The following is a 12,854-nucleotide window of genomic DNA, read 5'->3' as shown; positions in this document are numbered from 1 at the left end:
ACTTCTTTAAAGGTATACCAAAGCCCTATTTCAAACAATAATCTAAATTTTTTTTGCATAATCCAAAGTTAAATAAATTTAATCCTAAAGATTTTTTGGGAAACATTATTTATCAAATCGGCAAAAAGCATTAGCTTTTGTGCTCTAGCTTATGGAGCTTTCGCACGGGGATGAGATTGATGATAAACTTTTTTCTTGAGCTTAGGTGACACTTGGGTATAAATAGTGGTCGTAGATAAAGAGGTATGGCCTAATAAAACTTGAATGGTTTTTAGGTCCATGCCATTCTCTAACCAATGAGTAGCAATCGTGTGACGGATTGTGTGAGGCGTAATTTTGCCAGCTAAGCCACTATTTTTTATATAATTATCAAATGTTCGATCGATTGAGCGCGTGGTAAGCCGAGTGCCTAGCTTATTCAAAAAGATTGCTTGGGAGTCTACTTGTTCTCTATGTCCATCCGTACAAGTATGGCGTTCGGGGTGCTCGAGATATTTTTGAATCCATTGCGCAGCATTTTTAGTAATAGGGATCACTCTTTCTTTTTTTCCTTTACCTTTAAGGCGCACAAGCAAGTTTTGAGGGTCAAAATCGCGACGATTAAGAGAAGCTAGCTCGCTGACGCGTAATCCGGAGCTATAGAATAGCTCCATAATCACGCGATCACGAAAACCTAAGAAAGTAGAGAGGTCTGGTGCTGCAAAGATTTTTAAAACTTGATCATAGGAAAGAGAGGTGGGAAGCTTTTTTTCTATTTTCGGCGTATCTAGCTCTTCCGTAGGATTAATGCTTATAAATTTATGGGAAAAAGCATACTTAAAGAAGGCACGAATTGAGGAAAGCCGTCTAACAATCGTCTTTTTATTGATACCGTTTTGGGTAAGGGTGGCTAGAAATCCACGAATGGTTTTGCGGTCGATCATGGACAGAGGGATAAGGGCATCATAGGCAGTAGAATATTTATCTACCATGTTATGATGAATTTTAGGCGTTACTTCTTGAGAGGCTTTAGGAGGTAAATGGTGAGTTTCAATATAAATTTTAAAGGCATTTAGATCGATGGCATAATTGCGGACAGTATGCTCCGAGGCATTTCTGATGGTTCTAAGATGCTTTAAAAACTTTTGGGCAGTAGAGATGAACATACATTTTTTTCTTAAAGATTTTTAGGAAAAGGAAATGTTAATAAATCATCAGCAATATAAGTTTGAGGGAAAACCGCTCGCGCTTCTTCTTCAAAAGGCCTTAAGTTCTGGTAGCGTGCGGAAAAATGAGTCAGTATAAGTTGCTTTACACCTGCTTCTTTAGCGATAGTGGCAGCTTGCTTGGCAGTTAGGTGAAAATGTTTACGTGCTAGTTCCTGATGCTCTTCGAGGTAGGTGCTTTCACAGATTAAAACCTTAGCATGACGAGCGATATCGATGGCATTTTGACAGTAGCGGGTATCAATAACTACTGCAAGGCTGTCGCCTTTCCTAATATGGCTGACCTGATCTAAAGTCACCGTTTTTCCATCTAAGACTAGAAAACCTTTTTGCTCAAGTTCACGCACTAAAGGTCCTTTAACGCCCAAAGCTTGCAAATTATTGCGGTCATATTTGCGGGTGTCAGGTTCTGTAATTCTCCATCCCAAGTTCTCTACACCATGATCCAATTCCACGGCCTCAATGCGAAATTTACCATCATCATGAACTAGCCCGCCTTTAGAGACAGGATGTTCGACCACATGGATAAGTTCATGATAAATGGTTCCATAGCGCAAACGATCAAAAAAGCGTTTACCACTTGCCGGATAATAGCAGTGAATGGGATGAGTAACCTTATCAAGATTAAGGCGCATCAGAACAGAACCTAGTCCCAGGCAGTGATCTCCATGAAAATGGGAGACAAAAATGCGTGTCACCACTGTAGGAGCTACATTAGCGAAGATAAATTGTCTCTGCGTGCCTTCTCCTGGATCAAACAATAGCCCTTCATCATTCCAGCGCACTAAATAAGCACCATGATTGCGCATGCGGGTTGGTTGCTGACTTGAGCAGCCTAGAATGATGATGTCTCGTACGGTCATAAACTAAAAAAATTAACGGTTTTTGTAAGCAAAAAAGTCCAGGCTGCCTAACAGAAGGCCAACAATAGCTCCTGATAAGTGCGCTGTATTCGCTATACCGGGGGAAAAGGGTGATTTTGTATAAATTTCCATCAAAAATGATACCAGTTGAATGCCAAACATCGCAATAATAAATACCATAATAAATGTAAAAGTTGAGGTCTGCAATTGATATCCTTCCCAAGCGGCCTTCTTCTGGCGCATCCATACAAAGGTGAGCATGGCACAGAGCACCCCAGAAAATCCTAAAAAATTAGGGCCTCCCATTAAATATTGTAGGGTATTTGTAAAGATGCCTGCGAGAAGGATAAATAAGATGTAACGGCTAGGGCGCAGGCGCTCTTCCATTTGTTTACCTAAAACGAGGAGCCATATCATGTTAAAAAATAGATGAAAAATATCATCATGGAGCAAAATAGGGGTTAATAAGCGCCAAATTTGCCCTTCACGAATTTTCTCGAATAAAGGAGGATTAGACTCCCCGAAAGCCTTCCCAGTGAAAAAACGATTACTCAGCTTAGCATACAGCCCTTTCCAGTAGGGGGTATGATTAAAGGTGTTAAGGAGTATCTGCTCCTGAAAGGTCATCTCCGTAGGATCTTGCAGACTTTCGATCCCATACGCACTAATGATTTTATCCATTATCGTGTAAGCGTAAGGGTAATCATACATCAATGCTTTATGGATAGGGGAGTTTAATAGCACGCTGCTGGGTAGTTTATTAGGGATATGATTAAGTGAAGGGGTTGTGAAGGTAGAAAGAAAAAGCAGAAGAGTGCAAAGAATTAATAGAGTAGTAGTAATTGTTCCCCAGCCACTGGTTTTAGCATATTGCAGCTTTTTTTGGCGTATCATTTTTAAGGGAGCTTCTTTAATTTTTTCTTTCAAAGGTTCTTTTAGCCAACTTTTTGAGGCAGGAGCCGCCGCCATAGCAGCTCGAGGATTATCTACAAAAACTTGCACTTTTTCTAAGGCTTTTTCTAAGTCTTCCTCTTCAATGACCCATAGTTTATAAATCATATCGCCATAATTTTGGCTACCCCAATCGGTATTCTTCTCAATCTCTAGTTGATGTTTAATGCCGTAGCATTCAAGGAAAGCAGAAAGGTCTTGTGCTTGCTTTTGATTTTTAAATGTTCCTATCAAACGCATGATCGAATCTCCTAAGATGGTAACGAAGAAATTTTCTTTAATATTTGTGAGGTAGATAGGCCAGGAATCAAATTCACGAGGTGCAGACGCCCTCCGCTCGCGCGAACCGTCTCTGCTTCAAGGCAATTTTCTCCATATTCTGATCCATTGACATGCACATCGGGTTTAATAATTTTAAGCAATTCAATAGGATTGGTTTCTTCAAACCAGGTCACATAATCGATAAAGCTAAGAGCACTCATCATTTGTAAACGAAATTCTAAAGGAATAATAGGACGCCAAGGGCTTTTATACTGTTTGATCGATTGATCACTATTAAGAGCTACAATAAGAATATCTGCCTGTTGAGAAGCTTCGAATAAAATTTGTAAATGTCCAGCATGTAGCAAATCGAAGGATCCATTAACCGTGGCAATCTTTTGGCCCTGCTCACGTAGTTCTTCAATTTTTTGAGCCAAATTAAGAGGGGTAATATATTTCTTTAAGCATTCTATAGACCATGTTTTAGACATATAAGCACCTTATTCAAAAGTAAGGGTTATTTTAACAAGCTCGGCTAATTACTAGGTATGGAAATATGCAGATTTATGGTCTGTTAATTTTTTTGCAAAGCAATATAAAAATTCAAAAAATTTACTTAAATAAGTTAATTATAATTTTTTGCTTGCTTAACACAAAAATTAATTCAAAAATTATTTTTCAAATGATTTATTTGAAGTGTCTCTCTTTCAAAGATTTTGGTTAAATGGGGAGATTAAATAGGGAGTAAATGATCAGCCCATAGGTCTCTATTCTTTCCCTTGTTTTTTTATTGCTTACCACTGAGGAAAAAGGTCTTCATTAATCTCAACACAGATTTTTATGTAGGGTTAGAAATTTTTTTATGCTATGGATGGTAAATAAAACTTAAAAAAAAAGTTGGCGATAACATGCGTATGCCGTTAGGGACACCGCTTCATTTGATGAAATATAGCAAGCTCGAAAAAGAAGAAGAGCTTATTGAACAGTTATCTAAGCATTCTGCGGATTTAGTCTCTTTTTTCCTCGTTGCTTGCAACGATGAACTATGGATTGAGTCTTATCCTAACTCAATGAAAGCCTTTTTCAAATGGCTTACTGATGCTCATATTCATACCAATCTTCCTTATCATTTCTTTCATCAGGTTATACCTCCTATTTATCAACACATGGAGTTCCTAAAAGCTTTTATTCCATTAGATTTAACGATTAAAAGTGGTGAGCAAGAATATTTTTTTAATAGCTTACTATTAAGCCATCATAGCTACTATTTTAGACGGCGTATTATGAAGGAGTGTCCTCATGTAGAAAGGCGTATTCTTAAGATTGATGGCATTCTTCCTCAAACGATGGAGGTGATTGAAAAGTTTGTTCTTAAAAATATAGCGGAAGATGTATGGAAAAAGCCGCCTGAGGAGCTGTGGGCTCTTCTCAAAGATTTAGAAATTTTGGGCTTTGCTTCCCTAGGCGAAGCCTGCGAAAGGGTTTTACATCGATACATACATAGGAATAACGTAGTAGAGATATTGATTAAGGCCCATCATCAATCCTTACCCCTCTTAAAGAATGGCTGCATAGAGTTTATCAATCAGCTAGATTGGGGCATGCATCTTCTGGTGACCCCGATAAACCATCTTTCGATAGAATTTTTAAATTACAACGCAATCGCCTTGGAGGTATTCAGCGTCCTCTCTCCCTATATTACTCATCTGACTTTTTCTGGCGCAATGACTGCTAATCCTTATTTTAAAATGATTACCAATCGTACTCCACATTTAATAGGATTAGATTTAAGTGAGTCTACTATCTTCTCCGATTATCTAGTCGATCTTCTACCTACATTGCAAGAGTTGTGTTTATCGCGCTGCCCATGGGTAAATGCTGAGGCTTTAAATACCTTAGCAAATACCTGCCCCCATCTTTTGAAATTAGATCTGAGCAGTAATGAGCATTTAAACTATGGGATATGGCCTCATCTACAATATTTCAAACAACTAAAGGTTCTTGATATTTCGCGTTGCTTACAAATTAACGATAATGATTTAAAAATGACTATTCAGGCTTGTCCCTATCTTATAGAATTAAGCCTTGCTAATTGTCAAAAAATCAATGGCGAGGCTTTTTTTCACCTAGGTAGGTTGTTACCCAATTTATCTGCCTTAAATCTTTCACGTTCTTTGCTTACAGACGCTGCTTTAATTGATATTATGATGCATTGTAAAAATCTATATTTTCTAGATATTTCAAGATGTGACTCTCTTTCTGAAAAGGGAGTTTTAGAGGGGATTAAAAGTTGCCCGAGTTTAAAAAAAATACTTCTGAAGCATTCACCCCTTAGTAAGAATGGAATTGAGCAAATTAGAAACGTTTTTCCTTATCTAGAATTAGAAACTGAGTAGGTTTATCTTTCCCTAATAACCGTTAGTGCTAGCATTTAAAAGCCGCTTTAGTAGACGTTAAGAGTGCTTAATGATAGGAGGGGTTATAGAGCTGTACAAGTTTTCCCTTTTAAAAAAGAGAATTTTTTTAGGTTTTTACATATCCTTATTTGCTCCTCTAAATTCTTCTAGCCCACCTTCCGCGGGTTGTAGCGATTCCCGGATATTATTTTTATTGAGACTGGAAATTGCCTTAAGTTTTTTTAGAAAAGGCTAATCTTGTTCTTTTTAAAGCCAAGAAAGTGAGAATATAAACGATGGAAAAGTATAATATAGTTATTTGAATTCTATTTTTCTAAGGATATATGTATAATCAATTGGCATGGTATATTCACACGATTTAAGAAAAAAAGCTTTGAATTATATAGAGAATGGCGGCTCAATGGCCACAGCTAGTGAGGTGTTTGGTGTAACAGTTCGCACGTTAACCAACTGGATTAAGCGGAAAAAACAAGGTTGTCTAGCTCCTAAAAAAAGACGACAGAGCCCCAGTAAAATAGATAGTGAAAAGCTAAAATTATATATAAAACAAAATCCTGATGCCTACCTTAGGGAAATAGCTGAGGCATTCGGAGTGACAATAACTGCAGTTTTTTATGCCTGTAAAAGACTGAAAATCACTTTAAAAAAAAGACACCCTTCTACAAGGAAAGAGATGAGAATAAACGAGAGGAGTTTAGCCAAAAGCTAGAAAACATTCCGGAAGAAAATAGGATTTACATAGATGAGAGCGGGATAAATGCCTACTTACAGCGCCAGCATGCAAGATCACCTATAGGAGAAAAGATTTATGGTGCTATAGCAGGTCGTTCATTTGCTAGAGAAAGCTTTATAGCAGCTAAATGCAAGTCTAAAATTTTAGCTCCTTTTTGTTATACAGGTACTTGTAATTCTCTTCTGTTTAACATTTGGCTAGAAAAAATATTGATACCTGAACTTAAAGCAGGACAAGTTCTGATAATGGATAATGCTACCTTCCATAAATCGCAAGCCACTGATGAACTTATTAAAAAGGCAGGTTGTGAGATTTTATTTTTACCGCCTTATTCTCCAGATCTAAACCCTATTGAAACCTTTTGGGCTAATTTTAAGAAGATTGTGGCAGCAAACTTAAGTAAGTTTTCTACTCTTGCTCAAACCATTGATTACTCTTTTTTAAGTATATGTTAATGAACAGAAATTTAAAATTCAAACCACTATAGCACGCGACTTGATCACCTTAAAATTGGTTTTGCAATGAGTGACAAAATTACCCAAGGGATGATGATAGTCCAGGTGGTCTCTTCAGATCCTAGAGCGATTATGATCACAGGAGAAGCGTCGAGTGAATGATAGTTAATGGATTAGATTTTACTCTAGGCTCTATACATGAAAGCATAAAAGAATTAATCCTTAATTTAAACCCTGACATGAGGCATGTTTTACTGGTTTTAGGCCTCCTTGGCAGAAATTAGATGACGAGGGAAATTAACTTGCGGAATGGGGGTTCTAGCATTGAATTTGAAGACTTAATCAAGCTTCATATTATCTTACTCTAAACAAATTTTTAATCGTAAAATTTTTTAGCATCTCCTTATGAAATTGTTGTTAGCTTATTGGCTAGCATTGTCACTTGGGGATGATTTTCACCCAAAAGATTAATGTTAATGGCAAGCGCTTTGTTAATATACTCTGCTGCTTTGTCTAAATTGCCTCGATCTTTGTAGATTTGCCCTAGGTTATTGTAATCTTTTGCCACCTCGGGAGAATATTTGCCAAAAAGCTCAAGGTCAATGGCAAGCGCTTTGCTAATATATTCTGCCGCTTTGCTTAAATTGCCTTGGTTTTTGTAGATTTGCCCTAGGTCATTGTAATCTTTTGCCACATCAGGAGAATATTCGCCAGAAAGCTTAAGGTTAATGGCAAACGCTTTGCTGCTACACTCTTCCGCCTGGCCTAAATTGCCTTGGCCTTTGTAGATTTGTCCTAGGTTATTGTAATTGATTGCCGCTTCGGGATGATTTTCGCCGAAAAGGTTAAGGTTAATGGCAAGCGCTTTTTTAATAGACTCTTCCGCTTGGCCTAAATTGCCTTGAGCTTGGTAGATTGTTCCTAGGTTGCTATAATTGCTTGCCACTGTGGGATGATTTTCACCAAAAAGCTTAAGGCCAATGGCAAGTGCTTTGTTGCTATACTCTTCCGCTTGGACTAAATTGCCTTGGCTTTGGTAGATTTGTCCTAGATTATTGTAATCTCTTGCCACATCGGGATGATTTTCACCCAAAAGCTTAAAATCAATGGCAAGTGCTTTGTTGCTATACTCTTCCGCTTGGACTAAATTGCCTTGGTCTTGGTAGATTGCTCCTAGGTTGTTATAATTTCCTGCCACATCGGGATGATTTTCGCCGAAAAGGTTGAGGTTAATGGCAAGTGCTTTGTTGCTATACTCTTCCGCTTTGTCTAAATTGCCTTGGCTTTGGTAGATTGTTCCTAGGTTGCTATAATTGCTTGCCACCTCGTGGTAATTTTCACCAAAAAGTTTAAGGTTAATGGCAAGCGCTTTGCTAATATATTCTTCCGCTTTGTCTAAATTGCCTTGCTCTTTGTAGATTCCTCCTAGGTTATTGTAATCTCTTGCCACATCGGGATGATTTTCACCAAAAAGCTTAAGGTCAATGGCAAGTGCTTTGTTGCTATACTCTTTTGCCTGGCCTAACTTGCCTTGCTCTTGGTAGATTTGTCCTAGGTTATTGTAATCTCTTGCCACCGTAGGATGATTTTCACCAAAAAGCTTAAGGTTAATGGCGAGTGCTTTTTTAATAAACTCTTCCGCCTGGCTTAAATTGCCTTGTTCTTTGTAGATTGCTCCCAGGTTATTGTAATCTTTTGCCACAGCAGGATGATTTTCACCAAAAAGCTTAAGGCCAATGGCAAGTGCTTTGTTGCTATACTCTTCCGCTTGGACTAAATTGCCTTGGCTTTGGTAGATTTGTCCTAGATTATTGTAATCTCTTGCCACATCGGGATGATTTTCACCCAAAAGCTTAAAATCAATGGCAAGTGCTTTGTTGCTATACTCTTCCGCTTTGTCTAAATTGCCTTGGTCTTGGTAGATTGCTCCTAGGTTGTTATAATTTCCTGCCACATCGGGATGATTTTCGCCGAAAAGGTTAAGGTTAATGGCAAGTGCTTTGTTGCTATACTCTTCCGCTTTGTCTAAATTGCCTTGGCTTTGGTAGATTTGTCCTAGGTCATTGTAATCAATTGCCACATGGGGATGATTTTCACCGAAAAGCTTAAGATTAATGGCAAGGGCTTTGTTGCTATACTCTGCTGCTTTGTCTAAATTGCCTTGGCTTTGGTAGATTTGTCCTAGGTTATTGTAACAAGTTGCCACATCGGGATGATTTTCACCGAAAAGCTTAAGGTGAATGGCAAGTGCTTTGTTGCTATACTCTTCCGCCTGGCCTAACTTGCCTTGGTCTTTATAGATTTGTCCTAGGTTATTGTCACTAATTGCCACCTCAGGAGAATATTCACCAGAAAGCTTAAGGTGAATGGCAAGCGCTTTGTTAATATACTCTGCCGCTTTGTCTAAATTGCCTTGGTCTTGGTAGATTGCTCCTAGGTTGTTATAATTTCCTGCCACATTGGGATGATTTTCGCCGAAAAGGTTAAGGTTAATGGCAAGCGCTTTTTTAATAGACTCTTCCGCTTGGCCTAAATTGCCTTGAGCTTGGTAGATTGTTTCTAGGTTGCTATAATTGCTTGCCACCTCGTGGTAATTTTCACCAAAAAGTTTAAGGTTAATGGCAAGGGCTTTGTTAATATACTCTTCCGCCTGGACTAAATTGCCTTGGCTTTGGTAGATTTGTCCTAGGTTGTTGTAATCTCTTGCCACCTCGGGATGATTTTCACCAAAAAGCTTAAGGCCAATGGCAAGTGCTTTGTTGCTATACTCTTCTGCCTGGCCTAACTTGCCTTGGCTTTGGTAGATTAGTCCTAGGTTATTGTAATCTCTTGCCGCCGTAGGATGATTTTCACCAAAAAGCTTAAGTTCAATGGCAAGCGCTTTGTTGCTATACTCTTCCGCTTTGTCTAAATTGCCTTGGCTTTGGTAGATTTGTCCTAGGTTGTTGTAATCTTTTGCCACCTCGGGATGATTTTCACCAAACAGCTTAAAATCAATGGCAAGCGCTTTGTTAATATACTCTTCCGCTTGGACTAAATTGCCTTGGCTTTGGTAGATTTGTCCTAGATTATTGTAATCTCTTGCCACCGTAAGATGATTTTCACCCAAAAGCTTAAGGTCAATGGCAAGCGCTTTGTTGCTACACTCTTCCGCCTGGACTAAATTGCCTTGGCTTTGGTAGATTTGTCCTAGGTTGTTGTAATCTCTTGCCACCTCGGGATGATTTTCACCAAACAGCTTAAAATCAATGGCAAGCGCTTTGTTAATATACTCTGTGGCTTGTTGTAAGTTGCCTTGCTCGTAGTAAATGATTGCAAGAGCATTTAAAACCCTCGCATTTTGTGGATTTTCTTCTTTTGCTAAAAGATACCATTTTTCTGCTTTTTTATGTTGAAAAAGCCTCCAATGTATATCCCCCCGCGTCTCTAGTGAGTTATCCTCCAAATCAGAAGATTTAAGTTGATCTTCATTACCTGCTAAAAATTCGTGAATAGATTGATAAAAAGGAATGAAGATGTGGTAGATTTTTTTTATCTCTTTTAAGGCTTTATGATCTAGGGCAAACTGCTGTTGAATAAGATCTGGATCTTCAAAGCCAAAAGGTTTAAGCAAAGGATTCATCATCTCTTGTTGCGCTTGATAATGTGAGTAAGTCTTAAGACGCATGAATAAGGCTAGGCTCATCCAATCCTTTAACTTTTCAGTGGCCCCTTTCGTTATAATCTCTAACTCCCTTAGTTTATCAATCCTAGTAAAAGTATCGGAAGCTTCTATTTTCTTAAGAAGAGCTAGACGGTCAAAAGCTAAATGAGGAAACCGATAAAAATCATTTTTAACTTTAAAAAGCATGCCATGCTTGCCTAAATCACCCATTCCTGGGTTAAAAGCTTCCATATCAGCTAGCACAAGGTGCTCTCTGGCTAAATACTGACGCAGTTCTAGGCCTTCTTGATAAGAAGTATTAAGTACCTCTTGAATTTTTTTATCATATGCTTTAGTTAATTTGTTATTACCTAGTAAATGAGTAAAGTTTAGCAATTCCATAGGAAGATGAGGCTCTTTTTTATGCCACCACTGGCCTTTTTCATCTTTACCCACATATTGAGCCATCTTTTCAGGGGTTTGGATAAGCTCAAATGTCTTACCATTTCCCAAAGGAGTTTTGCAGCCTTTTCCTTCTACCCCTGCTCCATCGAAAGCAAAGCCCCGTGGCGTAATGCCATCGAAAAAGTCTATTGCTTTTAAGCAAGGAATGTTTAAAGCAGGAAGAATAGTTTCTCCTAAGTTGATAACCTTTAAGTGAAGTAGATTTGTTAGATTCCTAAAGTACTTCTTATTTATAGGATTGTCGTCTTGTACAAGGATGCCAAATTCTAAGTCGGAATAAGGCGTCATCTCTTCCCTAGCTAGAGAGCCAAAGCCTATCATGGCATATTCACAAGGCGCAGGATCTAATTGATGCAAGGCCTGTATTATAAGCTGCCCAAAGAAAATTTTTATTTGCTGAGCTATCTCACCATAAAGCTCTCTTACCTCTTGAGAAGAAGGGTTCTCTGGCAAAATTTGGATTTTCTTCTCTATTTCTTCTCTAAATTTCTTCAATTTGCTACGGTTGCGTTCAAATTGCTTCTCTATTACCACGGAATCAAAAGGTTTGCCTTTACATTGTTTAACGAGTAAATTTTGTACTTGGGAGAGTCTATCCCTAAGAATTTTTTGCCGTTGTGGAGGAGCTAGGCGTAAGGCATAATTATAAAGGCCTGCCGCTTGTAGGAGCGTTTCCGATGTTTGCTTTCTTAGATAAATGTCACCTAATTCTTCTATGCAAAAGCTTTCTTGAATTGGATCTTTCTCTTGGACAGCAATTTGTAAAGCTAGAGTATAGGTTTGTTCTAATTCTTTTATCTTCTCGCCTGATAAAAGCTCCTCGCTTTCCAATGTTTCTAGGGGGCTTTTTAATGCATTCATCGATAGAGAATTAGAAAAAAGAATATCAGAAGAGGTTTTCGACTTTGAAAGAAGAGTTTTATCTTGCTTTAAGGGCTTTTGAGCATAGATAAAATGTCCGCCTAAATCTACAATAAGGATATATTCTTGAGGTCTTTCTTCTGGAGGAATAGTTTCCCATTCCCTGGATCTAACTTTTTTAGATGTTAAGCCTACTTTTGAAAAGATAAGCATATCATTAACACCACAAATCAATCGTTCTGCATTAATCGTTACTAGCCTTATAGGAATGGATAAAGCCGAGGCTAATAGATCTCCTTCTCCTAAGCCGCTTATCCAACTTCCTTTTTCTATTATTTCTTCTGCTCTTTTACTGTTAGTGTGCTTAATAATGTCTGAGAGTACTTGCCTTAAATATGAAGTTTTATCGGGATGCTCGTCTAGCAAAGGAATCTTTCTAGAGAGTTCTTTATAGCTTCCTAAAAAAGCACTGAAAAAGCAGTCGCCGTCACTTGCAACACCTTTTAATTCAAAGCCTTCTTTATGTAGATAAGCAGCTACAGCATTTACTTTTGCTTCCTGTGAGCCGCTAATAATAGTCGCTGGATTACACCATAAGGATTTAGCTATTTGAAAGGGGCTCCAGTGAGGCGGAGAAGGATCCAAGGAATTTGCTTCATTAGCAGCAAGCTGATTATAGGTGGGTAAATTACTTTTAATTTTCTTTAAATGAAGCCTTTTCCATCCATTATTTTGCTCAATTAATTGCTTCCACTCTTTACAAACACCTCGTGCGTTAGTTAGATCTTGCTGACTCAGCTCCTGGAAAATCTTTAAGCTAATTTCTGCATACAGGCCTAGCCCTAGATAAGGCTTTTCTTTTGCTAGTTCCTTAAATGTAGTAAATATAAAAGAGTTAATAGAGGAACTTTCTAAGTTCATAAGCTTATCCTCCTTTTATCTAACTTTATTTTCATCTGCACTTCATATTATCTCAACCTAAACAAATTTTTAATCGGTA

At 38.1% G+C, this 12,854-nt stretch carries 7 protein-coding genes and 1 pseudogene; 3 read left to right on the top strand and 5 right to left on the bottom strand.

What is annotated here, in order from left to right; translation table 11 throughout:
- Window positions 1-149: 149 nt before the first annotated feature.
- The 4 genes from TY21_RS10725 to TY21_RS10710 are packed head-to-tail and all read right to left on the bottom strand — an operon-like array spanning window position 150 to window position 3,771.
- Window positions 150-1,145 (bottom strand): tyrosine recombinase XerC, encoded by a 996-nt coding sequence (locus TY21_RS10725; protein WP_042241756.1) that lies wholly within the window; start codon window positions 1,143-1,145, stop codon window positions 150-152.
- 11 nt (window positions 1,146-1,156) lie between these two features.
- Window positions 1,157-2,068 carry a ribonuclease Z gene (locus TY21_RS10720; RefSeq protein ID WP_039383859.1) on the bottom strand — a complete coding sequence of 304 codons (912 nt, stop codon included), beginning with the start codon at window positions 2,066-2,068 and terminating at the stop codon, window positions 1,157-1,159.
- A gap of 12 nt (window positions 2,069-2,080) precedes the next feature.
- Window positions 2,081-3,259, bottom strand: a complete 1,179-nt coding sequence (locus TY21_RS10715; protein WP_042241753.1) for a rhomboid family intramembrane serine protease — start codon at window positions 3,257-3,259, stop codon at window positions 2,081-2,083.
- A gap of 11 nt (window positions 3,260-3,270) precedes the next feature.
- Entirely contained in the window at window positions 3,271-3,771 is a 501-nt protein-coding gene (locus TY21_RS10710) for an adenylyltransferase/cytidyltransferase family protein (RefSeq protein WP_052243805.1), read from the bottom strand.
- Window positions 3,772-4,221: 450 nt separating this feature from the next.
- On the opposite strand from TY21_RS10710, the gene TY21_RS10705 reads away from it, so the two are divergent.
- From TY21_RS10705 to TY21_RS11190, 3 genes and pseudogenes are all read left to right on the top strand, one after another.
- Window positions 4,222-5,676, top strand: coding sequence for a hypothetical protein (locus TY21_RS10705; protein ID WP_130589768.1), 1,455 nt, complete (start codon window positions 4,222-4,224; stop codon window positions 5,674-5,676).
- A gap of 361 nt (window positions 5,677-6,037) precedes the next feature.
- Window positions 6,038-6,406: an IS630 transposase-related protein gene (locus tag TY21_RS10700; protein ID WP_130589767.1), complete on the top strand. Its 369-nt coding sequence runs from the start codon at window positions 6,038-6,040 to the stop codon at window positions 6,404-6,406.
- Window positions 6,397-6,885 (top strand): annotated as a pseudogene (locus TY21_RS11190) (IS630 family transposase); the annotation flags it as partial. The gene TY21_RS10700 and the pseudogene TY21_RS11190, both read left to right, overlap by 10 nt.
- A 403-nt stretch (window positions 6,886-7,288) precedes the next feature.
- Here TY21_RS11190 and TY21_RS10690 read toward each other — a convergent pair.
- On the bottom strand, window positions 7,289-12,775 hold the full coding sequence (locus TY21_RS10690) for a tetratricopeptide repeat protein (protein ID WP_130589766.1): 5,487 nt from the start codon (window positions 12,773-12,775) through the stop codon (window positions 7,289-7,291).
- Between the last annotated feature and the right edge of the window lie 79 nt (window positions 12,776-12,854).

The sequence above is a fragment of the Neochlamydia sp. S13 genome (assembly GCF_000648235.2).
In the GTDB taxonomy this organism is placed as follows: domain Bacteria; phylum Chlamydiota; class Chlamydiia; order Chlamydiales; family Parachlamydiaceae; genus Neochlamydia.
The sequence above is the reverse complement of the archived record's forward strand: the minus strand, read 5'-3'. Positions and strand labels throughout refer to the sequence as shown.